The sequence below is a fragment of the Luteibacter anthropi genome (assembly GCF_011759365.1).
GTDB classification, from domain to species: Bacteria; Pseudomonadota; Gammaproteobacteria; order Xanthomonadales; family Rhodanobacteraceae; genus Luteibacter; species Luteibacter anthropi.
In genome coordinates, this window is record NZ_JAARLZ010000010.1 from 82,313 (window position 1) to 106,909 (window position 24,597).

Below are 24,597 nucleotides of genomic sequence, written 5' to 3' on the forward strand. Positions count from 1 at the left end.
GGAACGTGGCATCCGTGGGAATTACGCGGCAAGCGGCAGCGGCATGCCGAGGAAGTTGCGCAGCAGGTCGTGGCCGTGCTGCGTCAGGATCGACTCGGGATGGAACTGCACACCCTCGATGTTCAGCGTGCGATGACGCAAGCCCATGATCTCGTCGATGGAACCGTCCTCGCGTTCGGTCCAGGCGGTCACTTCAAGACAGTCGGGCACGGAGCCCTTCTCGACCACCAGCGAATGGTATCGGGTGGCCTCGAACGGATTCGGCAGGCCGGCGAAGACGCCCAGGCCCTTGTGTTTCACCGGTGAGGTCTTGCCGTGCATGATCTCCCGCGCGCGGATCACCTTGCCGCCGAACACCTGGCCGATGGCCTGATGCCCCAGGCACACACCGAAGATCGGCACCTCACCGGCCATTTCGCGCAGGATGTCGATGGACACCCCGGAGTCGTCCGGCGTACCCGGCCCTGGCGAGATCATGATCCTCGACGGCGCCAGCGCCCGGATGTCCGCCACCGTGAGCGCATCGTTGCGCACCACCTTCACCTCCTGTCCCAGCTCGCCCAGGTACTGGACGAGGTTGAAGGTGAAGCTGTCGTAGTTGTCGATCATCAAGAGCACAAGGCACCCAATAGGCTGATTTTCATTGACATTTCGTGCCGGATACGGCGCTTGCGCAGTCCTGCGGACAGACGGCCATACGGGCCGTCGGCAGGGCGAATGATGAGGCACGAGCGCAGGCCACGGCCAGAGCCGCAGCATACGGGGCCGGAAACCATGGGATCGGGGGGATGGGACAAGGGCTGTCTCCTCGGATGGGAGCCGCCTTATCGGGGGAGTTTTCTTAAGAATGACCTTGTCCACCGATACGGCGGCAAGGTGGCGGACGAACCGCAACGACGTGCCGCTTCCTAGGGGAAGCGCCACCACTTGGCGATGGAAGGCGAAGTGCAGAAGGTCATCGGGCTAGTCTTTGCAGGGCCATCGGCGTGTGCCGATGAGTTCGGTCCTGAGAGTATCAGCCGATCTGGCCCGCGTCCAATGGGCTTGCCTGTAGGAGCGCGCCTTGCGCGCGACCGGTTATGGCGAAACCCGGTCGCGCGCAAGGCGCGCTCCTACAGGGCACTGCTGGAATCAGAGTGCGTACTGCGCAATCCCGTTGCCAAACGACCAGTTGATCTTGCTCGTTTCACTGATGTTGATGAAGACATCTTCCGGCCGGATGCCCGGCGACGCTTCGAGATGCTCCACGATGCGCCTGAAGAGCGCTTTCTTCTTGTCTACCGTGCGCGAGTCATTGCAGAAGATCTGCACGATCACCAGGTCGTCGCTGCGCGAGATGCCCAGGTAACCCGGGTCGTAATCGAATTCATCGGCATCGTGCTGGCTAACGAGAATGAAGCGATCGTTCTCCGGCACGTCGAACACTTCGCGCATGGCGGTATAGATGCCGTTGCGCAGGGCGGCGAGATACGAGGACGGCTTGCCACGGCGCAAGGCGATGCGTACGAGGGGCATGGGAATTCTCCAGGTTCAATGAGGATCGAGGGATAGACCGGTCGAGACGTGACCGACCGTGTAAAGCTGCACCTCGTCGCGGGCAAGGTCGGGGCGCGCTTGTGGCCATAGGCGGAAGCGAACGAGGCTCCATGTAGTCGGCTCGAACGCACTGAGCGCAGCAACCGCTCCGTCAGCCATCGCGTCGGCATTGTGCTGCGCTTCGCGCTGCCGCCATGCGTCCAGCGCCGCATACAGTGGGATATTCTCCCGCTGCGACGAGGCACATACGGCACTCGTCAGGTCATCATTGACGACGGAATTCCATACTGACCATGTCGCAACAGAAGGCCGCCCGAAGGCATCGATGACGCTGTTGAACCCGCTACCGCACAGGAAGGCATTCATGCCCTCGTTGTCGTCCCACAGGTAGAACGGTGCATACAGGTTATCGCGCGAAGGCAACGACGCAGACTGCCGTTCCGCGGCCAGGTACGCCTTGAAGCGCAGGCCGGCCAGGCCATCCGTGCGATGACCGCGTTCGGCGATGCGTCGATGGATGATCGACATGTCGTAATCGGCAGGTAGCAGGAAACCGTACTGCATGGCGTACATGGTCACTTTCCGACGCCGCGAAGCAGGTTTAGCGCGGAAGCCGCGACGGGCCAGCCTGCATAGAACGCCAGGTGAGTCACCAGCTCGGCCAGCTCATCCGATGACACACCGTTCTGGCGGGCAAGGCGCAGATGAAACGGCAATTGCTCGACGCGGTTCATGGCTACCAGTACGGCCACGGTCACCAGGCTGCGGTCCCGCGAAGCGAGTTCCTGGCGTTTCCAGACGTCGCCAAAGAGCACCTCATCGGTAATTCGGCAAACCGGGGAGCGATGTCTTGGTAGACCTGACCGTAGGAGGTTGCCATAAGATTTCTTCCGGATGAGGGGGCTTGACGGTGTCCAAGGTAGCGAGGACAGTTCATCCCGAAAATCGGAAAATTCAGAATCAACCATTCGATAAATCGGTACGATGGCCATGCGACGGGTGAACTTCGATCTTGATGTGCTGCGCAGCTTCGTCGTCGGCGTAGACCTCGGCAGCTTCGCCAGGGCGGCCGACCGGCTCGGGCGCTCCACTTCGGCGGTGAGTGCCCAGCTGAAGAAGCTGGAAGAACAGGCCGGCGTACCGGTGCTCCGTCGCAACGGGCGCGGCATGGCGCTTACCGAGTCGGGCGAGACCCTGCTCGGCTATGCGCGACGCCTGCTCGACCTCAACGACGAAGCCGCTTCGGCCATCCAGGGCCAGCCGCTGGAAGGTCGTGTCAGGCTGGGCTTGCAGGAAGACTTCGGCGAATGGCTGCTGCCCGACGTGCTCGGTCACTTCATTCGTGCGCATCCGAAGCTGCGCATCGAAGTACGCATCGCCCGCAATTCGGCACTGATGGATGGTGTGGGCGGCGGTGAACTGGATCTGGCGCTGGCGTGGACGACGGAAGCCCGCCGCCTTCCTGTGGGCCGCATTGATGCCGTACCGATGCGCTGGATCGGTCCCGGCGCGGGCCTGCCAGCCTTCGCCTTCGATATGGCCGATCCCCTGCCCCTCATCGTGCTCGAATCGCCCTGCCTGATGCGCACGGCGGCCATCGAGGCACTCGACCGTGCAGGCATCCCCTGGCGCATCGCCTTCACCAGCGCCAGCCTCGCGGGACTCTGGGCAGCGGTGAAGGCCGGCCTTGGCGTGAGTGTCCGCACACCGCTGGGCCTGCCGGCGAGCGTGCGCGCGCTGGAGCCGGGCGAAGGCGGCCTGCCTGCGCTGCCCACGCTAGGCCTTGGTGTATTTCACGCGGCCACTGCCACGACGCCCGCCGTGGAACGCCTGTCGGCACTGATCCTCGAACGACTCGCGGAACCGGTGCCCGTCCAGGCCGCCTAACCTATCGGCGAGCACACCAGGGTGGCCGCCGACAGAACATCCTTAGGCCAGCGTTGCGAGCAGGGTCTGCGTGTCGGTGGTTTCGGCAATACGCGGGAAAATGCGTGTCACGCTGTTTTCGTGTGCATCGGCGTTGAGGTCGGTCATCGCATCGGGCACCAGCACCACGTGATAGCCCAGTTCGTTGGCATAGCGCGCCGTGGATTCCACGCCGACGCTCGTCGCGATGCCCACGATCACCACCTGCTCCACACCTTGGCCGCGCAGCCAGGCATCGAGGTCGGTGTCCTGGAAGGCGCCCCAGCGCTGCTTGCTGACGAGGTGGTCGGTGGGCGCTTGTTCAAGTTCCGGCACCAGTTCGATGAAGCTCGGATCTTCCGGGAATGCGCGATGGCCGGCATCGCTGCGACCCGGCGCGGAGGCAACGACATTCACCAGCACCACGGGACGCCCGCTCGCACGAAAGGCCTTCGCCAGTGCAGCGGATCGCTCCACGACCTGCGCCGAGGGAGTGACGGTGGGAAGGCCGACGATGCCCTTCTGCAGATCGATGACGATCAGGGCGGCGTTGGCGTCGAGTTGGCTAAGCGGCATGGGAGGCATCTCGGGAGTGGTTGGGGGATGACGACGAAGGGACGGCACGCGGCAAGGTGCGATCGAACACGGTGGCGACGAGCAGCACGAGGCTGATGCCACCGATCACGTAGGCGAGGATGTGCATGCCGCCATCGGTAGCGTGGTGGCCATAGGCAACGCCCAGCACGCTGGTCGCGAGGATCGCGCCGATGTACGACGCCGTGCGTTGCAGGCCGGAGGCCATGCCGAGCTGGTCGGCCGGCGCCTGGAGATACACGGCGGCCTGCGTGGACGTGGAAGCGAGACCCTGCGGAACACCGAAGAACGCCACGGCCGCGGCAATCAGCCACAAAGGCGACGCCGACGTGAGGCAAAGCAGGCAGATGCAGCCGAGGATCGATGCAGCAAAGGCCAGCAGGAAGGGCCCGCGAAGGCCGCGCGTCCTCGCGCCAAGGATGGACGCCACGCCGCCCACGATCGACAGCGGCAGGGTCGCCAGGCCCGCCGTGGCGGCAGAGTAACCCGCCGCGCTTTCCAGCCATTGGGCAAAGCCATAGAACACGCAGTACACCGTGGTGAAGACCGCCATCGCACGCAGGTAGGTCACCGTGAGCGGCAGATGCTTTGCCAGCATGCGCAGGTCGAGGAATGGTTCAGGGCGACGCAGCGAGTGCACGACAAGCAGGACGCACAGCGCGGCAGCGACGGGCAGCATCGCCCAGCGCGGGTGCTCCAGATCCATCAGGAAGGTCATCAGCGCCAGCAACATGCCGGCGAACAGGCCGATGCCGATCAGATCCAGTTCCCGCACGAGTGCACCGCGAGGCAGGTGACGCGGCGGGTCCACGGGCACCCACGCCAGCACCATCACCAGCGTGAACAAGGCCAGTGGAATGTTGACGGTAAAGATGGCATGCCAGCCGAACGCGCCGGTGAGCACCCCGCCAAGCACGGGCCCCACGGCCGAGGTTGCGATGCCGGTGAATGACAGCACGCCCATGGCGATACGCGGCGGCGCGCTACCGCTTTGCTCCGCCCGTTCGCGGAACAGGCGCATGGCCGACGGATAAGCGCCCGACGTGCCGATGCCCAGCATCACGCGCACGACCACCAGCCAGCCCAGCGACGGCGCCCAGCGTCCGGCGACACCGGCCAGCGCCACCAGCAGCAGCGACACGATATAGACGCGGCGCGCTCCCAGCAGATCGGCAAGCCGGCCCATGGTCGGCTGGGCCACGGCACTGGTGAGGTACAGGCCCGCGATCAGCCAGCCGGTCTGCGCGACCGAGGCGTGGAAGTCCTGCGAGATGGGGACGAGGGCCGTGGCGATCGTCGTCGAATTGATCGGGTTGAGCGACGAGCCCAGGGCCAGCGGAAGCACGAAGCGCGGACCGAAGGGCTTGCCCGGGCCCGCCACGGCGCGTGAGCGGTTCATCCCTCGGCCGGCGTATCGGCGAGGCGGGCAATCACACTCGCGGCGCGGGCCAGTTCGTCTCGCTCTGCCTCGTCCAGGCTGCCGAGGGCTTCGGACAACCAGGCGAGCTTGATCCGCCGGGTACGCTCACGCACGCCGCGCCCGGCGTCCGTCAGCGAGAACAGGAACTGGCGGCCATCGCTGGGATGCGGGGAACGCTCCACCAGCCCTTCGCCTTCCAGGACGGCCAGCGAGGCGCCCATCGACTGCGGCTTGACCGCCTCGGCCCGGGCAAGGTCTGCCGTGGAGGTCGGCCCCATGGCATCCAGGCGCGCCAGGATGACGGACTGCGACCAGGTGAGCTCCAGCCGGTTGGACTCGGCGCGCAGGCGGCGTACCAGCTGTCCGCAGGCGGTGAGCAGGTCGGTGGCGATGGCTTCGATATCGGGGCTGGTGGGCGAGGTCATGCGATCACGCTACGCTTCGACAGGCAAACTTGCAAGGTAAACTTGCAAGTTTGCCTTCGAAACATCCTGCGAACCTCCATCGGCCGAAACAGGCTCGCGTCCCGGCGCTTTTCAAAATACAGTCGCACCGTGAAGGCATGGCCGGGAGTTTTGTGATCCAACCGAACCGCAACACGGACGACAGGCCGGACGTGCCCCATGGATGAGCGCCAACCGGGTTCCCACCGGGTCATCGTCATCTTCGCCGGGCTGATCGCCCTGATCACCGGCCTCGCCCTTTCCGTTCCCTATGAACTCCGCGCCAGGCAGCAGGTGACGGCAAGCGTGGTGTCCGGCCCGACGCCGGCATCGGTGCCTGCCGTTGAGCTTTGGCTGAGCACGGCCGATCGACGCCTGAAGCTGGCGCAGCAGCCCGACATTCCCACACGTGCTCGCGGTAGCGACACGGCGGACATCGTCATCGATGCCCACAAGACCTACCAGACCATGGTGGGCTTTGGCGCCGCCATGACCGATTCGTCTGCGTGGCTATTGCAGAACAAGCTGGATGCCGCCAGGCGCCATGCGCTGCTGCGCGAACTGTACGGACCGCCGCCCGGCCTTAATTTCAACATGATGCGCCTGACCATCGGTGCGTCGGACTTCTCCCTGAATCTCTACACCTTCGACGACATCCCCTTCGGCGACGACGATCCTGATCTGTCGCACTTCAACGTAACGCCCAACATGGACGGGGTGATACCGACGGTACGCGAGGTGCTGTCCATCAATCCGGACATCGCCATCGTGGCCTCGTCATGGAGTGCGCCGGCATGGATGAAGACCAACCAGAACCTGCTGGGCGGCGAGCTGGAAGAAAAATACGAGGGTGCATACGCGAACTACCTGGTGAAGTACCTCGATGCGTTCCGCAGCCATGGCATTCCCATCTTTGCACTGACGCTCCAGAACGAACCCGCGTTCCAGCCACTCACCTATCCCGGCATGCTTATGCCAGCGGCAACACGCGCACGCGTCATCGGTCAGTACCTTGGCCCGAAGCTCGCAAAGCGAGTGCCTCGCACGCAGATCCTCGACTGGGATCACAACTGGAATGCACCGGAGCAGCCACTCGAAGTGCTGGGCGATCCCGTGGCGGCCCGTTATGTCGACGGCGTGGCGTGGCATTGCTACCAGGGCAGTCCCTATGCACAGGGACGCGTGCACAAGGCGCATCCCGACAAGGATGCCTATCTCACCGAATGCTCGGGCGGTGACTGGGCCTCCGCCGCGAACGGTGAACTGCTCTGGTTTTCGCGCGACCTGCTGATCGCAGGCATCCGGCAGTGGGCACGCGGGGTGATCTACTGGAACCTCGCGCTGGACGAAAACCACGGTCCGCACTTCGGTGGCTGCGATGCCTGCAAGGGCGTGGTGCTGATCGATTCGCGTACGGGCGAGATAAGCCGTAACGACGAATACTATGCGCTGGCGCATTTCAGTCGCTTCGTATTGCCTGATGCTGTGCGCATCGGTTCCACGGATACCGGAAAGGGCATCCACAACGTCGCCTTCCAGAATGCGTCCGATGGCTCGGTCGTGCTGGTGGTCGTCAACGGTCACGCTCAACCACACAAGGTCTCCGTCGCCGAAGGACAGATCCGCTTCGAATACGACATGCCAGCGCAGAGCGTGGCGACCTTCGTCTGGAATCCCGACCCGCATACGGCGTGGCTGCGCCGCTTCCTGTGGTGGATGAAGCGCGTCCACTAGCGCCGCATGGTTTAATGGGCGGCCTTGCCCTTCCCCTTCAAGGATCACGCAGCATGCAAAGCCTCGGCGCCATCGCGTTTCTCGTCAACGACTACGACGAGGCCATCGCCTTCTTTACCCAGGCCCTGGGTTTCTCGCTGGTCGACGACATGCCGCAGGGCGAAGGCAAGCGCTGGGTGACGGTGGCACCGCGTGCATCGCAAGGCACGCGCCTGCTGCTCGCCCGTGCCGTGAACGACGAGCAACGTGCGCATGTGGGCCGCCAGGGTGGCGGTCGCGTGTTCCTGTTCCTCAACACCGACGATTTCGCCGCCGACCATGCCCGCATGCTGGCGCACGGCGTGCGCTTTCGCGAAGAGCCACGCCACGAGCCGTATGGCACCGTGGCGGTGTTCGAAGACCTCTACGGCAACGCCTGGGACCTGATCCAGCCGACGTAAGGCTCAGAAGCTGACGACCTTCTTGCCGGAGTCGTTGGCTTTCTCTTCGCCTTTTTCGTCGTCCTTGTCGGAATCCTTGCCGCTGTCCTTGGGCTTGATGGTCATCAGCGCCAGCGGCCTGCCATCGGCCAGGCGGATATGCCAGCCCTGCTGGATATCGGCAAGGTCGTTGACCTGGGGGCAGATCGCGTTGGCGCGTGCGTCCAGGGCCTTGGAGCGCTTGTCCATCTGGGCATCGAGGGACTTGTTCAGCGATTCGCTCCTTGCCTGCAAGGCGGCGACCTTGCTGGAGTCTCCCGACAGCGCCGCGGTCACGGCGCTGGAGGTGACCGAGCCGACCAGTTCGCCCACCGAATCGGATACCGAGCCAACAGCGGTCTCGACCATGCGATCCGAGGACCAGTGCCCGGCACCGATGCCCTCGTCGATCGAGCGCAGTGACTCGGCCTGCTTGCGGCGCAGCTTCTCCAGCATGCGCTGGCGCTGGTCCGGCTCGGCAAAGGTCATCGTCACCGTGTTCATGGCCGAATAGCCCATATCGATGGCGTCGCGGGCCACGGACGCCACCAGCGGCACCAGCCGGCGCACACCGGCCTCGTAGCGCCGCAGGGCTTCTGCATCGCTGGTGGACACGGCGACGTCGCGACCGTCCACCTTCAGTGCCCCGTCGTGCAGGAAGACCCGCGACGGCGTGCCGTCCTTGCGGTGGAAAGACAGGCCGGCCGCCGTGACGTCCAGGTCGTAAGGCGTGGAATAGTCGTGCTTGCAGGTGTCGGTGCTGAAACTGAAGTCCCTTGCTGGCGTGGCGACCGGCATGGCCGCCAGGGCCAGGGCAAGCGTGGTAGCAATGATGGAATGGCGCATGGTCCCCTCCCCGGGAGTGCAACTGTGCCGGCTTGGATGCTTCCGGTCAGGGAAAGGTTTACTCCGACCGGAGAAGGCCGGCATGGGCGATTGGTCACTCCCCCGACTTCCGGCAGGGGTCAGGTGATGCCGTGTTCGCGGGCGTATTCGGCGATCTGGCCGTCGTGATCCAGACCCAGCTTGCGCATGGCGTCGCGCTTCTGCCGGCTGACGGTCTTGATACTGCGGTTGAGGCGTTCACCGATGGCGGTGATCGACAGGCCACCGGCGTAAAGCCGCACCACTTCCAGCTCACGAAGCGAAAGCCGGCCGTGCAGGCCTTCGGCCGGCAGGATGCTCTCGTCGAACTGCCGGCGGATCGAATCGCTGTAATAAGGCCGACCGAAAAAGGCGTGCCTGGCCGCGACAGCCACTTCGCGCAATGGCGCACGCTTGTCGCAAAGCCCCAGCGCACCGCGCAGTCGCATGGCCTGCAACACCGCGGCGTTGTTCACCATGGTCAGCATCACGATGGGCAGCCGGGGATGACGGCGGCGGATATGGTCGATGAGCAGAAGGCCGTCACCGTGCCGTCCACCCGGCATGGAGAAATCGCTGATGACGACGTCGCACGGATTCATGGCGAGCAGTGCCAGTAACTGATCGCCGTCGGAGGCTTCACCCACCACTTCGATGTCACCGTTGGCTTCGAGCGCGGCACGCGCGCCCATAAGAACGACAGGGTGGTCATCGGCGATGATCGTGCGTAAAACCATGGGTCTCACTCGCTGCCGGTTAATGTGTAGCTGCTCCCGGGTCGATGTGCTAATCGTCTCATTGCCACGGAGATTACCGTAATTGCCCTGTTCGTGGTCGAAGGAACGCCATGAAGTATCTGAAGTTGTTTGTCGTACTACTGAGTTTTCCCACGCTCGCCAGCGCTGCGCTGCCTCCATCCACCGACACGCTGCCTGCGGCGTCAGCCGCCTGGATAAAGGCACATCCGGTCATCGTCGCAGCTACCTATGCCGAGGGCTACGCCCCCTTCGAAGTCGTCCGGGACGGACACGTGGAGGGCCTCGCTGCTGACTACCTGCGTGAGCTTGCGGAGGATCTCGGTACCGCTGTTCGCTTCCAGATCTTTCCGGACTGGCCCTCAGCCCTGGCAGCCGCGCAGGATGGAGAGGTGGATGTTCTCATGGACGTGGCGCCGACACCGGACAGGAACGGCAAACTCCTGATCGGTGCGCCTTACTACGAATCGTCTTCCATGCTGGCCGTGCGCCGGGAGGAAAGTGCGATCGTCCACTTCGGTGATCTTCGCGGCCGTCGTGTCGCCACACAGGCCGGATATGCCGAAGACCAGGTGCTGAAGCGCTACGTTCCGGATGTCGTCGTGGTGCGGGAGGCCACCATAGCGGATGCCCTGCATCAGCTCGCGCAGGGCGGCGTGGACGCGGTGCTTGGTGATCCTCGCGTACTGGACGTCGCCATGGGCCGTACCGGTCTTCGCCACCAGCTCCGGCTGGGGCCCACGGCCCCGTTGCCCATTACGACACTGTCTTTCGCCGTCGCCACGGAACGCGGACGCGCACCGCTGCTGACGGCACTGGACCATGCACTCAATCGCCTGAAGCCCGCCGATCACGCACGCCTGCGCCGTACATGGACCCACGACGGGCCAGGACATTTTTCCGAAGATCTCGACATACCCCTGAGTGCCGATGAGCGGGCATGGCTGGCCACGCTACCTCCCCTGCGCATCGGCATCGACCCCACCGCGGCACCGATTACGCTGCTTGATCGGGACGGGCGCGTCGAAGGCATGGCCATCGACTACCTGCGCGACATCACGCATGCGCTCGGTATACGTACCGAAACGGTGCCTGCTGCGAACTGGGACGAAACCACGCGTCGCGCGATGTCCGGTGAGATCGACCTGCTGCCGGCCGCCTCGCCGCGCAACAGCGATCTTGGACGGCAGTTCGACTTCTCGACTCCCTATGCCACGTTCCCCGTCATGATCGTCACGCGGGAGGACGCGCCGACCGTTGTCTCCGGCGATGATCTGGCAGGGCGGCGCATCGCCGCCAACCTCGTGCGTCCCGCCGTGGCCCAGGCGGCGGCGCAGATCGCCGCAAGCGAGACCATCCCCGTGGGTTCCACGCATGAGGGGCTGCAAGCCGTGCACTCAGGCAGGGTGGACGCCTTCGTCGGAGATATCGCCAGCACCGAGTACCTGCTGCGCCGCGATTATCCGGGGCGCCTTAAAATGACAGCGTCGACCGGTGCACGGGATGACCTCTCGATAGCCATACAGCGTCGCTATGCACCCCTGCTTCCGCTGATCGATCGCGTGCTGTCGCGCATGCCGGACCGCCGCGCCGAAGCCATCCGCAATACATGGCTGCGCTCGGAATACACCTGGGGCGGTTCATGGCGCGAGATCGCACGCAAGGCATGGCTGCCCGGCGTGCTGGCCATGAGCCTGTTTCTCGCCATGACACTCGCCTACTTCCGGCTTCGCCGGGAAACCCGTCGACGCTTGCGCACGGAAGAGCAACTGGCTGACGTGACGCGGAATATCCCCGCCGTGGTGTATCGCTATCTCTATCACGATGACGGCCGGATCGAATTCACCTATGTCGGCGGCAATCCCGAGCCCATCTTCGGGGTAGGGACCGATACCTTCCTGCATGACGAGCGCAGTGCATTCGCGCGGATCGATCCACGCGACCAGGGGCCGCTGGAGGCGCTCATTGCCAGTGCCGCCATGACCCTGTCCGCCGTTCACACGGAAATGCGCATACGCGACAGCCGACCCATCCGCTGGATCGCCGCCCATGCGGTCCCCCGGCGTCTTGGCTCGCTCGTGGAATTCACCGGCTACTGGATCGACGTCTCCGAACAACACCTGCAATCGGCACAACTGGCTGCCGCCAAGGAAGCTGCCGAGCGGGCCACCCTGGCGAAGAGTCATTTCCTGGCCACCATGAGCCATGAAATCCGCACACCGATGCATGGCGTCATCGGCATGCTCGAAATGCTGGCCGATACACCGCTTACGGCTGAACAGCGCCGGCTTCTCGGCACCGCCGAGCATTCGGCAGATGCCCTCATGCAGATCGTCGACGACGTGCTCGACTTCTCACGCATCGAAGCGGGCTGCCTGGTGGTGGAGCCGACACCCGTGGATCTTCGCGCCCTCGTGGCAGGCATCATGGATTTGTTTGCCTGGCAGGCCGAACGCAAGTCACTGCTGCTGAACTGCCATATCGACGAACGCCTGGCACCTGCGCATAGCGTGGATGGCATGCGCCTGCGCCAGGTGCTTCTGAACCTGGTCAGCAACGCCGTCAAGTTCACACCGGATGGACAGGTCGATGTCACCATCGATGTGATCGCCGACGGCCCTGAACGACAGCGCCTGCGCATCGCTGTGACAGACACAGGCATCGGCATAGCCGCCGACGACCTTACGCATCTGTTCACACCCTTTCAGCAGGCCGAGTCGTCCACGACGCGCCGATTCGGGGGGAGTGGCCTGGGGCTGACCATCAGCCGTCGCCTGGTCGAACTGCTTGACGGCAGCGTCACTTTGGAAAGCCAACCCGGGCGGGGAACGTGTGTAACCGTGATGCTGGAACTCGCCTGCTGCGCTCTGGCGCTTCCCGTCGCTACACCGCAGCCCGCAGTCTCCGGGACGCAGTACGTACTGAACGTCCTCGTCGCGGAAGACCATCCGACGAATCGTGAACTTATCTGCACGCAGCTGGAAAGACTGGGGCACCGCCATCGCGTCGTTCCCGACGGACGACAGGCGCTTGCGCTGGCGACGAGCGAACGATTCGACGTGCTTCTCACCGACTTGCACATGCCTGGCCTCGATGGCTACACGCTTGCCCGGACACTGCGCGACAACGGCAGTGATCTGCACATTGTTGCGATGACGGCAAATGCAATGATCGGGGAACGCGAGCACTGTTCGGCCATTGGCATGGATGATTTCCTCTCCAAACCGGTACGCATCGACACGCTCCGTCGCGCACTCGACCGATGCCGGCCTGAAGAGCCTTCACCCTGGGACACCAGCCACCTGCTGGAAACGTTCGGTAGTCTCGACGTGCTCTCGTCACTGGTGGACCGGTTCGCGCACGCCACGCAGGAAGACCTGGAAAAGGCTCGGCACCTGGATGATCCGGCCAGCATGGCGGAAACGATCCACAGGATTCTCGGCGGCATGCGGATATTCGGCACATCCCCCGAGGCCGTCATGGGCGAGACCATTGAGCATGCATTGAAGAGCACCACGCCAGACCAGGCCATGGCTCGCGTCCCGGCGTTTCTGGCTTCCGTTTCGGCCTGGACAGAACGCCTTCGTCGCGCCACGGCGAAAGCAGACGATGCATAGACCGCCTTCACAAAATAGTCGCGCTTTTTCAGACTAGTCCGATATCTTTGGGACACCCGCCCCATCGATGATGGTCCGACATCAGCAGACGACCGGGAAGGGCGGGATATGCCGAGACACACCATCGAATATCACATTGCAGACATGGACGGCTCGTGGGGCATCTTCCGCGAGGGCGTGCAGATTGCCGCGCGCACGGATGCCGCCGACGCCATCGCTTTTGCCAACTTCTTCGCCGACCGCGAAACCCTTATCGCGGCACACCCGGTGCGCGTATCTGCCGATGTGTATCTGCACCGCGAACTGCGCCGCATGCGCAACGCGGCCTGAGCCGCCTCAGCGGCCCGTCGCGCCGCCCATATGAATCATGTCCAGATGCAGCAGGCGCAGGCGGGCAATATGCCGGCCCACGGTGGCCCTGTCCTTCGATGACGCCTCCAGCTTGAGGAAGGCATCGAGCAACCTCCGCTCCATGTGTTCGAGCGTGCGGATATAAGTGACATCCGGGTTGTGCGACAACTTTACGGAAGCATCCATCATCGTCCGGCGCATGCCGGTAAACGGGCCCGCCGCCGTGGCAGCACGACCGCCACCGGCATTGACCTCGCGCTGCAGCTCTGCCGCGATCCCCGTCAGGGAATCCGCCGATTCTTCCAGGATGGCCTTCAGGCCCGGTTCGCGCACGCCAGCGGCGGCATGCAGGTACAGATCGCGATCCGCGATGACCCGCCGGATCAACCCATTCACGAGACGTACGGCACTGCGTTCCATGGAGGCCACGTTAGCGTCCCGGGACTTAGCCCCCCCTAAACGTCACCGGCCTTCGCTCAGCCAGCGCTCATTCCCCGTCATTTTCCAGGAGTACAAGCGGCCGGCCATCGGCGTCATGCAGGCCGGATTGCAGGTCCTGCAACTGCCGTACGGTGGGACAAAGGGCTTTGACGCGCGGCTCCAGCGCCGTCTTCAGCCTGGCCAGCACGCGTGCCTGCCCGTTCGTGCTCACGCTCGCCACCCGGTCACGCAGGGCCGCCGCGCCTTGCAGGTCGCCATTCATGGCCAGCTGCATCGCCTGGCCGCCCACGTCCTGGGTGAGGATGGGCGCGATGTCCGAGACGATTTCCTGCGCGTAGGTGCGCATGGCGTCCTCCTGCCAGTCGCGGGTGCTCTGGCTGGCGGCGATGCGACGTTTGATGTCGGCAACACGGGCGTTGAGCGCGCGATCCAGTTCACCGCTGGATACCGCATCCGGCGCAGCGGTGGCCGCCTCGTCGCGGACGGCCCGCGCGGCCAGATCCACGCCGTCGCTGGCAATGGCCTTGGCCTTGGGCACCAGCTCGCGCAGACGACTTTCGAACAGCGCCACCCTGTCCTGTTCGTCAGGACGTAACGATACCGCGCGGCCATCCGTGCTGAGGCTGCCGTCGTGCATGCGCACGCTCCGGGGAGCCACCTGCGGCCGCTCGAACAACAGGGCGTCGGGGCGGATGGTGAGATCGTAGGAGCTGGCCACGCGACACGCGTGGTCCAGCTCCTGGGCCGAGGCGCCGCCGGCAAGGCAGGCGGCGAGCAGGAAGGTGACGGATCGTGGGCTCATGGGCGGTCCGGGAGGAAAGCCCATTCGATAGCGGGCACGACGGGAATCGACGCTGAACCGGCTAAAGCGCGTACTGCCCGAACTGTTCCCGCACCCGGACCGTGCCGAGCTTCCAGGACAGCCAGCCCAGTACCGGCACGGATACCACCTTCAGCGACAGGCCCACGAGCAGCATCATGCGATGCCTTGCCCCCATGGCCAGCAGTTCAGGCGGAAGGCCGGGCTGCCCCAGCACCGCGCCCAGCTGCTGCCACTGACCGAAGGCGACCCATCCCGTATACGCGGCCCAGGCCATCAACAGCAGGGCTACCGGGCGTAGCCACGTCCGGCCCCACTCGCGCCAGCGCAACGTAGCCAGTGCCAGTGCCATGACGCCGAAGGCGGCCAGGGCATAGCCCAGCGACCAGGCCAGTGCGATACGCGGATCGGCGGCACCGGCAGCGATGGCTTCCGGGCTCAGGGCGCCGATGGACTGGCCGAAGACGTACACGGCATAGCCATTGAGCACGAAACCCACGGCGGAAAGCAGCATCACCAGCCAGACCACGATGCGCCAGACGGCGAACGGATGACCGCCGCCCGGTGCGGAGAGCTTGCGTGCAGGCACGCTCAGGCGCCCTGCTTCTTCAGCTCGGCCAGGTCAGCCAGCACCTGGGCGGAGTTCTTCTCCGGATCGACGTCCTTGTAGACCTTGGCGATCTTGCCGTTCGGATCCACCAGGAAGGTCTCGCGGCGGGCGTACTTCTGGCCGGTGGGCGTGGAGGTGAGCACGTCGTACTTCGTGGCGACGGCGCTGTCGGCATCGGACAGCAGCGGGAACGGCACGTGGTACTTCTCGGCAAACTCCTTGTGCGACTTGACGTCGTCCAGGCTCACACCGAGCACGACGGCGCCTGCCTTGTGCAGCTTGGCCGTGTCGTCGCGGTAGGTGCAGACCTCGGTGGTGCAGCCGGCGGTGAAATCCTTCGGGTAGAAGTACAGCACCAGCCACTGGCCCTTGTGCGTTTCGAGGGTGTGCCAGTCGCCCTTCTGGTCCTGAAGGTGGAAGTCGGGAGCCTGGTCGCCTACGTTGGGGCCGGCCGCCCAGGCGGTTGCGGTCACGAGGCACAGGGCGATGAGGATGAGGAAACGACGCATGGGTACGACCTCCGGGGAAAGGGAATCGCAGCAGTGTACTCGCGGCAGGCGCGCGGATGCCTCATCCGGAAACGGAAAAGGGCGCCGGAGGGCGCCCTTTTCCTTGATCGCGCAAGGAACGGCCGATTACTTGACCTGTTCGATCTCGAACTTGCTGAGGTCCACGCCGAGGTTGAAGCCACGGCCCGTACCCGAGATGGCGAGGGACACCTCGCCCTTGGTCATGGCGGCGGCGTCGGCGCTCTTCACGACGCCTGCGTTGGCGCCCGCATTGGCATAGTCGCCGTAGATCTCGTGGATGCCCTTGACGTTGGTGAACTCACCCTTGCCGTTCTCGATGCTGTACTTGCCGGCGGTGAGGCCGCCGCCACGCACGTGGATGATCACGTTGGCGGTCTGGCCGTTGTCACAGCGAACGGTACCGCGGCCATCGGCCTTCTTGTAGATGACGGCCCAGCCGGTGGTGTTGAAGGTCATGTGGCACTTGGTGGCAGCTTCGGCCGCGTGGGCCGGCTGCGCTGCGAACGCTCCTGCCGTTGCCAGAGCCAGGACAGCCATACCAGTAATACGCTTGATCATGTTCGTTATCTCCATGCAGGAAGGTGGCAGGAACCTGCGGACAACATTGTCCGGTCGCAGGATTCTCCACTCACCAATGTGAAGAAACCCAAAGCGGCGCCAGGCTCGTTCAGGAAAGGCCCGGCATCGTTGAGGTCCCGTGAAACGACTCCCCGCTAACAAACGTCAGGCCTACCATGGGTCATCTCAACCACAGGGAGAATCCCCATGCCCAAGCACATCCTCGTCGGCTATGACGGCTCGGAGACCGCCCGACGGGCGTACCTGTTCGCGCTGGAACTGGCCGACTGCTCGAAGGCCACCGTCTCGGTGGTCTCGGTCTGGCAGACCGAGAACGGCACCGACATGGCCGCGGCCATGATCGCCGACTCGCTTACCGAGCGGGAAAAGGGGCTGCGCGAGGAGGTGCGCCAGCTGGCGCCCGCCTCCCAGGCGGCCGTGAGCGTGAAGCTGGTGCCCGGCAGCCCCGGCGACGCCCTGCTGAAGTACGTCTCCCAGCACGGCGCCGACCACATCGTGATCGGCCATACCGAGCGCGGCGCCCTGGCCCGCTGGCTGCTGGGCTCGACCTCGGTCGACGTCCTGGCCAAGGCCCACGTCCCGGTCACCGTGGTCCGTTGACGCCCCCCTGCCGGGCGGTCCGTAGCCATATCCGCCCGGCATTTGTCACAATTCGGTCAGACGCCCAAGGGGGCGGTATCACCTTCGTGCCGAGGAACACCTGCAGTGAGTTACGCCGCCAGCCTGCCATGGACGCTTGAAAAGCTCGATCTGTCTCGTATCGAGGTCGCCAAGGTCAGGGATAACGAAGACCTGTTCTTCCTGCTTTGCAGCTCTTCGTTCGTGGAGAGCGGTTCTGATCTTTATACGCACAACCTGGTCGATCACTTCGCGGGCGATGATGAACTGCAGGGCTGGCTGCGCGACCACTGGGAGCACGAGGAGCTGCAGCATGGCCGCGCCCTGGCTGCCTATGTGAAACACGTGTGGCCGGAGTTCGACTGGGACACGGGCTTCAAGAGCTTCTTCGCGCATTACGGCTCGGTCTGCACGGCGGAGGAACTCGAACCCAATCGCGGCCTTGAACTGGCGGCGCGTTGCGTCGTGGAAACCGGCACCGCCAGTCTTTATCGCGCGCTCAACGATGTCACCGACGAGCCGGTGCTGCGCGAGCTGACCAACCTCATCAAGAGCGACGAAGTACGTCATTACAAGCACTTCTACCAGGCGTTTCGCGTGTATCGCGAGCGCGATCGCATCGGCCGTTTCAGCACGTTGCGGACGCTGGTCAAGCGCCTGAGCGAGATCAAGAACGAGGACAGCGACATCGCGCTGCGCCACGTGTTCAACACGCGCTATCCGGAGAAGGCCCAGGACGACGTCGAGTTCCGTCGTGTCACCTCGCGGGCCGAGGGCATGTTGAAGAAACACATTCCCGCCGAGATGACGGTGAAGATGTTGCTGCGTCCGCTGGATCTGCCGGCAAAGCTCAATCACTTCCTTGAAAAGCCGCTAACGAAGATTACCGAGCGGTTGTTCCTGCACTGACGGTTAGGGTTGTCTGCGGGCTTTTGTGTAGGGGTCGTATTCGCGAAAACCCTGTGCACTGCACTGGATTCCTGCGTGCGCAGGAATGACGTGAGTGGCGTGGGGAAGGCCGCCCGTCGTACCTGTGAAAACAGGAACCCAGCGCCCCGGTTTGCCAGCATGACGAGGGTGCTGCATCGGCTCTGGCGTAGGGGCTTCATCGCGACAACCGACTGCACCGCGCTGGGTTCCAGCTTTCGCTGGAACGACGGTTAGGTGGGGTGACGGCAACCCTTGGCTCGTCGTTCCTGTGAAAACAGGAACCCAGCGCGCCGGTTTGCCAGCATGACGAGGGTGCTGCATCGGCTCTGGCGTAGGAGACATCATCGCGACAACCGGCTACACCGCTCTGGGTTCCAGCTTTCGCTGAAACGACGGTTAGGCGGGGTGACAGCAACCCTTGGCTCGTCGTTCCTGTGAAAACAGGAACCCAGCGCCCCGGTTTGCCAGCATGACGAGAGTGCTGCATCGGCTCTGGCGTAGGAGACCTCATCGCGACAACCGGCTACACCGCTCTGGGTTCCAGCTTTCGCTGGAACGACGGTTAGGCGGGGTGACGGCAACCCTTGGCTCGTCGTTCCTGTGAAAACAGGAACCCAGCGCCCCGGTTCACCAGCAACACGGGGCGCCACACCGGCTTTCAGCGCGTCATTTTTTCTTCTTCGGCAACGCCTGCCACTTCGCATCATCGAAGCCGCCCGTTTCGAAGGTGAGCGTGGTCTCGCCACGGCTGATGGTCACCACGTCGATGGTCAGCCGCTTCGTCTTCGCCAGGTCTTTCAGGAACTGCGCGTCGTTTCGAAAGAGCAGCGCTGGCTCGCCGGTGGGCGGACGGAAGGCCTTGATGGTTTTCTCCTTGCCGTCGAAGCTGGCCTTCAGCGAGCAATCACCCTTGCAGACGAAGCCCTTGCCCGCTACGGCATACAGGAACACGCTCTGGCCCCAGTCGGTATGCCTGCGCAGGATGAGCCGCACGGTTTCCTCGCCGGACGGCCGTGACGACTGGATCGTGGCCGTGCTCTGCGTGCCACCCTGCATTGGCGACACCTGATAAAGCCACAACGCCGCCAACCGGTTCTTCTCGGTGGTTTCCTTGTAGTTTTTCTCCAGCGCATCAAGGGTCTTCTTCACCTCGGTGGCTGCCGGGGTATCCGGGTAGCGGTCGACGATTTCATGCCCCAGCTGCACGGCCGGACCATCGTTATGCAGCTTCAGCAGCTGCTGGTAGGTCTCCAGCTTCTTCGCCGCCTCGTCGGCCTGGGTGTTCACGGCCGGAGCCTGCTGGACGGCCGGCTGATCCTGCGAGGACGAACAGGCTGCGAGGGCGAGAACGGCGAAGAGCGGAGCGATACGGCGCATGAGGAGGCAATCCCTGGGAAACGTGTCCCTAAGCTTCGCCCCGGGGCGGCGCACCTGGCAAGGCAGGCGTAGAATCGCCGCGTCCCCCAAGGATCGATCATGCCTCCCTCAGACCCTGGAGCGGCATCGCTGCTCCATCATCGCGCCTTCCTGCAGTACTGGTTCGCCAAGAACGCCTCCAGCTTCGGCTTCCAGATGATGTCCGTCGCCGTCGGCTGGCAGATCTACGCCATCACCGGACGCGCCCTCGACCTCGGCCTGATCGGCCTGGTGCAATTCGTCCCCTCCGTTGTTCTCGCCCTGCCCGCCGGACACCTCGCCGACCAGTTCGACCGTCGCCGCATCGTCACCCTCTGCCAGATGGTGGAGTGGGTTGCCATCGCGGTGCTGGCCACGCTGAGCTTCACGAAGCACCTGGACGAAGCCGGCATCCTCGCCCTGGTGTTCGTGGTGGGCGTGGCCAAGGCCATCGAATTCCCCGCCATGCAGTCGATGCTGCCGGCCCTGGTACCCGCGGCGATCCTTCCCCGCGCCATGGCGTCCAGCTCGGCGGCAGGCCAGGCGGCGATGATCGTCGGCCCCGCGCTGGGCGGCCTGCTCTATGTCGCCGGAGCGGGCGTGGTCTATACGGTCTCCGCCCTGCTCTACCTCACCGCCCTGGTGCTCATGAGCCGGCTCACCTACGACCACCAGCCGCCACGACGCGAGCCCGCTACCCTGAAGACCCTGTTCGCCGGTGTGCACTTCATCCGCCACCGGCCGGCCGTGTTCGGTGTGATCTCGCTCGATCTGTTCGCGGTGCTGCTGGGCGGGGCCACGGCGCTGCTGCCGATCTTCGCCCGGGACATCCTGCACACCGGCCCCTGGGGACTCGGCCTGCTGCGATCGGCACCGGCCGTGGGCGCCCTGCTGATGTCCGCGTGGCTCGCCCACCACAGCCTGCGCCGGAACGTGGGCATGACCATGTTCGCGGCCGTGGCCGGCTTCGGCGTAGCGACGCTGGTGTTCGCGATATCAACCTCCCTGCCGCTGTCCCTGGTCGCCCTGTTCGCCCTGGGCGCCTTCGATACGGTGAGCGTCGTGATCCGGGGTTCGCTGGTCCAGCTGGAGACGCCCGACGACATGCGGGGCCGGGTGAGCGCGGTCAATGCCATCTTCATCAATACCTCGAACCAGCTCGGCGAGTTCGAGTCGGGCATCCTCGCCGCCGCCCTGGGCGCGGTGAACGCCACTTTGATCGGGGGCATCGGCACGCTGGTGGTGGTGGGCCTGTGGATGTGGTGGTTCCCTTCGCTGAGGAAACGCCAGGGGCTGATGTCCGACCCCGAGCCCGTGGAGGGCGCCAGCGGCACGGTATAATATAACAAATCATTATTTGGCAATGGATGCCGGAATTGTTATAGGAGTGGACTTCCATACCACCAAAGGGGGAGTCCACCATGAAGCGACTGCTCGTCGCCAGCCTCGTCGCCCTCGCCCTGCCGGCTTTCGCCGCGCACGAGGGCCCGCCCAGCATCGATGCCGCCCTGGCCCAGGCCAAGCGCGAGAACAAGCCGGTGCTGATCGATTTCCAGGCCGTGTGGTGTTACTCCTGTTACTACATGGCCAGCCACGTGCTGAACGGCAAGGAGTGGACCGACCTCAACAGCAAGGTCGTGTTCTATGAAGCCGATGCCGACAAGCCAGCCGACCAGGCCTGGATGAAACAGCACAACGTGCATTTCCTGCCCACGTATGTCGCCATCGGTCCCGACGGCGAGGAACTGGGCCGCATCCTGGCCGAGCGCCCGCGCGAGAAGTTCTATCCCGAGGTGGCCAACCTGCTCTCCGGCGATGCGCGCCTGTCGAAGCAGAAGGCCGAGGCCGCCAAGGGCTCGCTGGCCTCGGTGGCCGACGTGCTCGATACCTACCAGCAGCGCTACCAGGGCACCGAAGGCATGGCCTGGTTCGATACGTTGCCGCCGATGGTGCGCAACGTGTCCGACAAGGATAAGCGCGTCGCGCTGGCGAAGCAGCGCCTGTTGCTGCTCCAGGCCAAGGACCACAAGGACAACGCGGCGATCGCCGGTGCCGCCACGAAGGTGCTGGCTGCCGACATCGGTTGTGAACGCCCTTATGTGCTGGACGATCTGATCGGCGCCACCGAATCGCAGCAGGCCGATGCACGTCGCACCACGCTGTCGCCGCAGAAGGCGCCTTACGAGCAGTACCTCGCCTCACAGGTCTTCACCGCTTCGCCGGCCTGCGCCGACCAGCGCAGCGCCGTGCTCACCGCTGCCGATCTCGACGAAGCACTGGGCGATCACGATGCCGAGCAGGCCGTGCTGCGCAAGGGTATCGCCCTGAGCCGTGAGAAGCTGCATGGCGACCTGAAGAGCGATCGTAATCTGGCCGACAACCTGCGCGTCTACCTTGTTCGCGCGAAGGCCACCGATGAGCTGGATACGCTGGAAAAACAGCTGATTGCTGCGTATCCAGACGACTACGTCTACAACTACCGTTATGGACGTCGCCTCGTGGATAACGGCAAGGCGGCCGAGGGTCTGCCTTATCTCGATGCTGCGGCGAAGAAGGCCTATGGTGCCAATGCGATCACGGTGGCGTCGGTGCGGGTAAAGGCATTGAAGTCGCTGAATCGTGGCGCAGAAGCCAGGAAGCTCGTGGCGCAGACCGTCGCCGCACAGGGCAAGGCCTTCCCCGAACAGACAAAGAAACTGCAAGACAGCCTGAACTCATAACCTTCATGTAGGAGCGCGCCTTGCGCGCGACCGGTTATCGCGAAAACACGCATCGTTTCGTTTTACCGGTCGCGCGCAAGGCACGCTCCTACAGGGAAGCGGTGGCAGGTGGAAAAGGTTGACCGGCGTTTCGGTGGCAGTCGATACGAAGCCGGCACCGGTCAGCTCTGCGATGTCCCATAAGCGACCGAATCCAGGTGCTCTACGCGGGCAATCGTATCCAGCCGTACCATGGCGCTCCACGCAGGCCGCCCGTTATCGATGAGCTTCACGGAGCCATTGACGCCCTCTACCCCCTCCGCGTCCACGAAGTTCTGCACGGTCGGCACCACGGCAACGATGCCCTCGATGGCACTGCCGTCCTTCAGATGCAGCCTCACCTTTGCGTTGTCGCGAATATCCCTGATCAGCGCTTCGAGCCGCTGGATGGAACCCTGGTCGGTATGAACGGTGTCGGCCTCTCGGCTCATGGCGATACCCTCGTTATGACGCTAACCACGACCCTACTCCCCTGCCGTCGATGGCATGTAGACGAAGCGCACTGATACCCTGCCATCTCCTACACGCCGGGCCGCTGCCATGATCGTCGTTCACCACCTCAACAATTCGCGCTCGCAGCGCGTGCTCTGGCTGCTGGAGGAACTTGGCCTGCCCTACGAGATCGTGCGCTACCAGCGCGATCCGAAAACCATGCTGGCACCGAAGGAAATGCGGGCCATCCATCCGCTGGGCAAATCGCCCATCGTGGTCGATGGCGACGTGACGGTGGCCGAATCCGGCGCCGTCGTGGAATACCTGGTATCGCGTTATGGCCAGGGCCGCCTGAAGCCCGCCGAAGGCACGCCGGATGCCCTGCGCTACACCTATTTCCTGCATTACGCGGAAGGTTCCGCGATGCCGCCCCTGCTGCTGAAGCTGATCTTCATCCGCATGGAATCGGCACCCGTACCGTTCTTCGCGAAGCCCGTCGCACGCATGCTGGCGCGCGGCGCGCAAAAGGCCTTCGTCGATCCGCAGCTCACCCTTCACCTGGATTACCTCGAAAACGAAATCGGCAAGACAGGCTGGTTCGCCGGAGACGCTTTCTCGGCGGCCGATATCCAGATGAGCTTCCCGCTGGAAGCGGCGGCGAGCCGTGGTGCCCTGGGCGCGTCCCGGCCAAATCTCATGGCCTTTCTCGACAGGATTCACGACCGTCCCGCCTACCAGGCGGCACTGGAACGCGGCGGTGACTACGACCTGGCACCCAGCCGCCCTCGCTGAATCCCTGTTCAATCGCGCACTTGCCTGTTTACACCGCCCTCACGGGCGGCATCGCAAAGTCGATGCTCGTCCGTAACGTCTTGCAATAGGGAGCGCCCCATGAGCAGAAACCGCGAGTTCGCCCGTCAGGTCGAGAGTGCCGTCAACGGCGTTTCGGGCCGTGTCCGCCACTACGCCGACGAAGCGGCTGACACGGGCCACGACCTGCTCGACCGCACCCGTCGGGTGACCAGCAAGTTCGCCCGTCGCAACAACGGCAATGCGCAGCGCCTGCGTTATATGGCCGAGGATTTTGCCGATGAAGCCACGTATCAGTACCGCAGGCTGCGTAAGCAGGTTCGCCGCAACCCGGGGCTGACGCTCGGCATTGCCGCCGCGGCCATTGGCAGCTTTCTGCTGATTCGCCATGTGCTGCGCGACGACGATTGATCGTCGACCATAGCGTGCAATGGAAAAGGCCGGGAGGTTTCCCGGCCTTTTTTGTGTTTAGTCCGAATGCTTAAGGGACAGGCGGCTTATCCACGGCGTGCTGTTCGACAATCTTGTCGACGCGCCAGCGAATGGCCGAGGCGTCGGCGGGCGGATTCTTCACGACGACTTCGGTGATCTTGAGCAGATACTCATGACCCGCCTGCCACTGGAAGTTGTCGATGGGAGCGTAGTTGAGCTGCCAGGGTTCGTTCGGCTGTTCGCGGTACTGAAGGCATTCGGTCTTCATCACACCCGTGGAACACGGGGCTTTCTGGGCCGCCACGTAGATCAGGCGCGAGCGTGAGCCGTGCTCGCCGGAGGTGGTGGCACAGGCGGCCAGTGAGAGAGCAGCGGCAGTGACGAAGGCAAGGCGCATGACGGAATTCCTGGAGTGTTGCGCCGATTCATAACACAACCCAGGTGACGCGCCCGCCAACGCCGGCTTCTTTTGTAGGAGCGCGCCTTGCGCGCGACCATTCAAGGCGATGAGTTCAAGATTTTCGCGACAACCGGTCGCGCGCAAGGCGCGCTCCTACAAAAGGC

28 protein-coding genes are annotated in these 24,597 nt (G+C 64.1%); 11 read left to right on the plus strand and 17 right to left on the minus strand.

Annotated features, from left to right (window positions below; translation table 11 throughout):
* Nucleotides 1-21: 21 nt before the first annotated feature.
* The 4 genes from HBF25_RS17155 to HBF25_RS22590 all read right to left on the minus strand — a co-directional run bounded on the left by HBF25_RS17155 (nt 22) and on the right by HBF25_RS22590 (nt 2,528).
* Nucleotides 22-618, minus strand: coding sequence for an anthranilate synthase component II (locus HBF25_RS17155; RefSeq protein WP_166950548.1), 597 nt, complete (start codon nt 616-618; stop codon nt 22-24).
* Nucleotides 619-1,131: 513 nt separating this feature from the next.
* Nucleotides 1,132-1,515 (minus strand): tautomerase family protein, encoded by a 384-nt coding sequence (locus tag HBF25_RS17160; RefSeq protein ID WP_166950550.1) that lies wholly within the window; start codon nt 1,513-1,515, stop codon nt 1,132-1,134.
* Nucleotides 1,516-1,530: 15 nt separating this feature from the next.
* Nucleotides 1,531-2,109 carry a DUF4865 family protein gene (locus HBF25_RS17165; protein ID WP_166950551.1) on the minus strand — a complete coding sequence of 193 codons (579 nt, stop codon included), beginning with the start codon at nt 2,107-2,109 and terminating at the stop codon, nt 1,531-1,533.
* 2 nt (nt 2,110-2,111) lie between these two features.
* Nucleotides 2,112-2,528, minus strand: a complete 417-nt coding sequence (locus tag HBF25_RS22590) for a carboxymuconolactone decarboxylase family protein (RefSeq protein WP_243853292.1) — start codon at nt 2,526-2,528, stop codon at nt 2,112-2,114.
* On the opposite strand from HBF25_RS22590, the gene HBF25_RS17175 reads away from it, so the two are divergent.
* A complete protein-coding gene (locus HBF25_RS17175; protein ID WP_166950553.1) occupies nt 2,527-3,423 on the plus strand; it encodes a LysR substrate-binding domain-containing protein in 897 nt (298 codons plus the stop codon). The two genes, HBF25_RS22590 and HBF25_RS17175, sit on opposite strands and share 2 nt — an antisense overlap.
* A gap of 42 nt (nt 3,424-3,465) precedes the next feature.
* Here HBF25_RS17175 and HBF25_RS17180 read toward each other — a convergent pair whose 3' ends face one another.
* The 3 genes from HBF25_RS17180 to HBF25_RS17190 are packed head-to-tail and all read right to left on the minus strand — an operon-like array spanning nt 3,466 to nt 5,880.
* The gene (locus HBF25_RS17180; RefSeq protein WP_166950554.1) at nt 3,466-4,017 is read right to left on the minus strand and encodes a cysteine hydrolase family protein; all 552 of its coding nucleotides are present in this window, start codon (nt 4,015-4,017) and stop codon (nt 3,466-3,468) included.
* Nucleotides 4,007-5,434: an MFS transporter gene (locus HBF25_RS17185; RefSeq protein ID WP_166950556.1), complete on the minus strand. Its 1,428-nt coding sequence runs from the start codon at nt 5,432-5,434 to the stop codon at nt 4,007-4,009. Before HBF25_RS17185 ends, HBF25_RS17180 begins: the two co-directional genes overlap by 11 nt.
* Entirely contained in the window at nt 5,431-5,880 is a 450-nt protein-coding gene (locus tag HBF25_RS17190) for a MarR family winged helix-turn-helix transcriptional regulator (protein ID WP_166950557.1), read from the minus strand. Before HBF25_RS17190 ends, HBF25_RS17185 begins: the two co-directional genes overlap by 4 nt.
* A 198-nt stretch (nt 5,881-6,078) precedes the next feature.
* On the opposite strand from HBF25_RS17190, the gene HBF25_RS17195 reads away from it, so the two are divergent.
* Both HBF25_RS17195 and HBF25_RS17200 read left to right on the plus strand, forming a co-directional pair.
* Complete coding sequence (locus tag HBF25_RS17195; protein WP_166950559.1) at nt 6,079-7,632, plus strand: glycoside hydrolase family 30 protein; 1,554 nt, start codon at nt 6,079-6,081, stop codon at nt 7,630-7,632.
* Nucleotides 7,633-7,685: 53 nt separating this feature from the next.
* A complete protein-coding gene (locus HBF25_RS17200) occupies nt 7,686-8,072 on the plus strand; it encodes a VOC family protein (RefSeq protein WP_166950560.1) in 387 nt (128 codons plus the stop codon).
* Nucleotides 8,073-8,075: 3 nt separating this feature from the next.
* On the opposite strand, the gene HBF25_RS17205 is transcribed toward HBF25_RS17200, so the two are convergent.
* Complete coding sequence (locus HBF25_RS17205) at nt 8,076-8,936, minus strand: DUF2884 family protein (protein ID WP_166950562.1); 861 nt, start codon at nt 8,934-8,936, stop codon at nt 8,076-8,078.
* Nucleotides 8,937-9,055: 119 nt separating this feature from the next.
* A complete protein-coding gene (locus HBF25_RS17210) occupies nt 9,056-9,691 on the minus strand; it encodes a response regulator (RefSeq protein ID WP_166950563.1) in 636 nt (211 codons plus the stop codon).
* Nucleotides 9,692-9,801: 110 nt separating this feature from the next.
* Between HBF25_RS17210 and HBF25_RS17215 the strand changes: the two genes are divergently transcribed.
* A complete protein-coding gene (locus HBF25_RS17215; RefSeq protein WP_166950565.1) occupies nt 9,802-13,326 on the plus strand; it encodes a transporter substrate-binding domain-containing protein in 3,525 nt (1,174 codons plus the stop codon).
* Between the two features lie 108 nt (nt 13,327-13,434).
* Nucleotides 13,435-13,656 (plus strand): hypothetical protein, encoded by a 222-nt coding sequence (locus tag HBF25_RS17220; protein WP_166950567.1) that lies wholly within the window; start codon nt 13,435-13,437, stop codon nt 13,654-13,656.
* Nucleotides 13,657-13,662: 6 nt separating this feature from the next.
* Here HBF25_RS17220 and HBF25_RS17225 read toward each other — a convergent pair whose 3' ends face one another.
* From HBF25_RS17225 to HBF25_RS17245, 5 genes are all read right to left on the minus strand, one after another.
* The gene (locus tag HBF25_RS17225) at nt 13,663-14,097 is read right to left on the minus strand and encodes a DUF2383 domain-containing protein (protein WP_166950569.1); all 435 of its coding nucleotides are present in this window, start codon (nt 14,095-14,097) and stop codon (nt 13,663-13,665) included.
* 67 nt (nt 14,098-14,164) lie between these two features.
* Complete coding sequence (locus tag HBF25_RS17230; RefSeq protein ID WP_166950571.1) at nt 14,165-14,920, minus strand: DUF2884 family protein; 756 nt, start codon at nt 14,918-14,920, stop codon at nt 14,165-14,167.
* Nucleotides 14,921-14,981: 61 nt separating this feature from the next.
* A complete protein-coding gene (locus HBF25_RS17235; protein WP_166950573.1) occupies nt 14,982-15,527 on the minus strand; it encodes a hypothetical protein in 546 nt (181 codons plus the stop codon).
* Nucleotides 15,528-15,529: 2 nt separating this feature from the next.
* Nucleotides 15,530-16,057, minus strand: coding sequence for a peroxiredoxin (locus tag HBF25_RS17240; protein WP_166950575.1), 528 nt, complete (start codon nt 16,055-16,057; stop codon nt 15,530-15,532).
* A gap of 126 nt (nt 16,058-16,183) precedes the next feature.
* Nucleotides 16,184-16,636 (minus strand): hypothetical protein, encoded by a 453-nt coding sequence (locus HBF25_RS17245; protein ID WP_166950577.1) that lies wholly within the window; start codon nt 16,634-16,636, stop codon nt 16,184-16,186.
* 207 nt (nt 16,637-16,843) lie between these two features.
* Between HBF25_RS17245 and HBF25_RS17250 the strand changes: the two genes are divergently transcribed.
* Nucleotides 16,844-17,257 (plus strand): universal stress protein, encoded by a 414-nt coding sequence (locus HBF25_RS17250; protein ID WP_166950579.1) that lies wholly within the window; start codon nt 16,844-16,846, stop codon nt 17,255-17,257.
* 105 nt (nt 17,258-17,362) lie between these two features.
* Nucleotides 17,363-18,184, plus strand: coding sequence for a ferritin-like domain-containing protein (locus HBF25_RS17255; protein ID WP_166950581.1), 822 nt, complete (start codon nt 17,363-17,365; stop codon nt 18,182-18,184).
* A gap of 687 nt (nt 18,185-18,871) precedes the next feature.
* Here the strand turns inward: HBF25_RS17255 and HBF25_RS17260 are convergent.
* Nucleotides 18,872-19,582, minus strand: a complete 711-nt coding sequence (locus HBF25_RS17260) for a YdgH/BhsA/McbA family protein (protein ID WP_166950583.1) — start codon at nt 19,580-19,582, stop codon at nt 18,872-18,874.
* Nucleotides 19,583-19,681: 99 nt separating this feature from the next.
* Here HBF25_RS17260 and HBF25_RS17265 point away from each other — a divergent pair, with 99 nt between their 5' ends.
* Both HBF25_RS17265 and HBF25_RS17270 read left to right on the plus strand, forming a co-directional pair.
* Nucleotides 19,682-20,941 carry an MFS transporter gene (locus HBF25_RS17265; RefSeq protein ID WP_166950585.1) on the plus strand — a complete coding sequence of 420 codons (1,260 nt, stop codon included), beginning with the start codon at nt 19,682-19,684 and terminating at the stop codon, nt 20,939-20,941.
* A gap of 80 nt (nt 20,942-21,021) precedes the next feature.
* A complete protein-coding gene (locus HBF25_RS17270; protein ID WP_166950587.1) occupies nt 21,022-22,320 on the plus strand; it encodes a thioredoxin family protein in 1,299 nt (432 codons plus the stop codon).
* 161 nt (nt 22,321-22,481) lie between these two features.
* Here the strand turns inward: HBF25_RS17270 and HBF25_RS17275 are convergent, their stop codons facing one another.
* Entirely contained in the window at nt 22,482-22,790 is a 309-nt protein-coding gene (locus HBF25_RS17275; RefSeq protein WP_166950589.1) for a DUF3247 family protein, read from the minus strand.
* Between the two features lie 109 nt (nt 22,791-22,899).
* Between HBF25_RS17275 and HBF25_RS17280 the strand changes: the two genes are divergently transcribed.
* A complete protein-coding gene (locus tag HBF25_RS17280) occupies nt 22,900-23,583 on the plus strand; it encodes a glutathione S-transferase (protein ID WP_166950591.1) in 684 nt (227 codons plus the stop codon).
* Nucleotides 23,584-23,682: 99 nt separating this feature from the next.
* Nucleotides 23,683-24,012, plus strand: a complete 330-nt coding sequence (locus tag HBF25_RS17285) for a hypothetical protein (RefSeq protein WP_166950593.1) — start codon at nt 23,683-23,685, stop codon at nt 24,010-24,012.
* A gap of 70 nt (nt 24,013-24,082) precedes the next feature.
* Here the strand turns inward: HBF25_RS17285 and HBF25_RS17290 are convergent, their stop codons facing one another.
* Nucleotides 24,083-24,430, minus strand: coding sequence for a DUF4377 domain-containing protein (locus tag HBF25_RS17290; protein ID WP_166950595.1), 348 nt, complete (start codon nt 24,428-24,430; stop codon nt 24,083-24,085).
* Nucleotides 24,431-24,597: the final 167 nt, after the last annotated feature.

What these genes read in the sequence shown, in the direction of transcription:
- HBF25_RS17160 (WP_166950550.1), bottom strand. Translation starts at nt 1,515, where the DNA reads ATGCCCCTCGTACGCATCGCCTTGCGCCGTGGCAAGCCGTCCTCGTAT.
- HBF25_RS17165 (WP_166950551.1), bottom strand. Translation starts at nt 2,109, where the DNA reads ATGTACGCCATGCAGTACGGTTTCCTGCTACCTGCCGATTACGACATG.
- HBF25_RS17175 (WP_166950553.1), top strand. Translation starts at nt 2,527, where the DNA reads ATGCGACGGGTGAACTTCGATCTTGATGTGCTGCGCAGCTTCGTCGTC.
- HBF25_RS22590 (WP_243853292.1), bottom strand. Translation starts at nt 2,528, where the DNA reads ATGGCCATCGTACCGATTTATCGAATGGTTGATTCTGAATTTTCCGAT.
- HBF25_RS17180 (WP_166950554.1), bottom strand. Translation starts at nt 4,017, where the DNA reads ATGCCGCTTAGCCAACTCGACGCCAACGCCGCCCTGATCGTCATCGAT.
- HBF25_RS17185 (WP_166950556.1), bottom strand. Translation starts at nt 5,434, where the DNA reads ATGAACCGCTCACGCGCCGTGGCGGGCCCGGGCAAGCCCTTCGGTCCG.
- HBF25_RS17190 (WP_166950557.1), bottom strand. Translation starts at nt 5,880, where the DNA reads ATGACCTCGCCCACCAGCCCCGATATCGAAGCCATCGCCACCGACCTG.
- HBF25_RS17195 (WP_166950559.1), top strand. Translation starts at nt 6,079, where the DNA reads ATGGATGAGCGCCAACCGGGTTCCCACCGGGTCATCGTCATCTTCGCC.
- HBF25_RS17200 (WP_166950560.1), top strand. Translation starts at nt 7,686, where the DNA reads ATGCAAAGCCTCGGCGCCATCGCGTTTCTCGTCAACGACTACGACGAG.
- HBF25_RS17205 (WP_166950562.1), bottom strand. Translation starts at nt 8,936, where the DNA reads ATGCGCCATTCCATCATTGCTACCACGCTTGCCCTGGCCCTGGCGGCC.
- HBF25_RS17210 (WP_166950563.1), bottom strand. Translation starts at nt 9,691, where the DNA reads ATGGTTTTACGCACGATCATCGCCGATGACCACCCTGTCGTTCTTATG.
- HBF25_RS17215 (WP_166950565.1), top strand. Translation starts at nt 9,802, where the DNA reads ATGAAGTATCTGAAGTTGTTTGTCGTACTACTGAGTTTTCCCACGCTC.
- HBF25_RS17220 (WP_166950567.1), top strand. Translation starts at nt 13,435, where the DNA reads ATGCCGAGACACACCATCGAATATCACATTGCAGACATGGACGGCTCG.
- HBF25_RS17225 (WP_166950569.1), bottom strand. Translation starts at nt 14,097, where the DNA reads ATGGAACGCAGTGCCGTACGTCTCGTGAATGGGTTGATCCGGCGGGTC.
- HBF25_RS17230 (WP_166950571.1), bottom strand. Translation starts at nt 14,920, where the DNA reads ATGAGCCCACGATCCGTCACCTTCCTGCTCGCCGCCTGCCTTGCCGGC.
- HBF25_RS17240 (WP_166950575.1), bottom strand. Translation starts at nt 16,057, where the DNA reads ATGCGTCGTTTCCTCATCCTCATCGCCCTGTGCCTCGTGACCGCAACC.
- HBF25_RS17245 (WP_166950577.1), bottom strand. Translation starts at nt 16,636, where the DNA reads ATGATCAAGCGTATTACTGGTATGGCTGTCCTGGCTCTGGCAACGGCA.
- HBF25_RS17250 (WP_166950579.1), top strand. Translation starts at nt 16,844, where the DNA reads ATGCCCAAGCACATCCTCGTCGGCTATGACGGCTCGGAGACCGCCCGA.
- HBF25_RS17260 (WP_166950583.1), bottom strand. Translation starts at nt 19,582, where the DNA reads ATGCGCCGTATCGCTCCGCTCTTCGCCGTTCTCGCCCTCGCAGCCTGT.
- HBF25_RS17265 (WP_166950585.1), top strand. Translation starts at nt 19,682, where the DNA reads ATGCCTCCCTCAGACCCTGGAGCGGCATCGCTGCTCCATCATCGCGCC.
- HBF25_RS17270 (WP_166950587.1), top strand. Translation starts at nt 21,022, where the DNA reads ATGAAGCGACTGCTCGTCGCCAGCCTCGTCGCCCTCGCCCTGCCGGCT.
- HBF25_RS17275 (WP_166950589.1), bottom strand. Translation starts at nt 22,790, where the DNA reads ATGAGCCGAGAGGCCGACACCGTTCATACCGACCAGGGTTCCATCCAG.
- HBF25_RS17280 (WP_166950591.1), top strand. Translation starts at nt 22,900, where the DNA reads ATGATCGTCGTTCACCACCTCAACAATTCGCGCTCGCAGCGCGTGCTC.
- HBF25_RS17285 (WP_166950593.1), top strand. Translation starts at nt 23,683, where the DNA reads ATGAGCAGAAACCGCGAGTTCGCCCGTCAGGTCGAGAGTGCCGTCAAC.
- HBF25_RS17290 (WP_166950595.1), bottom strand. Translation starts at nt 24,430, where the DNA reads ATGCGCCTTGCCTTCGTCACTGCCGCTGCTCTCTCACTGGCCGCCTGT.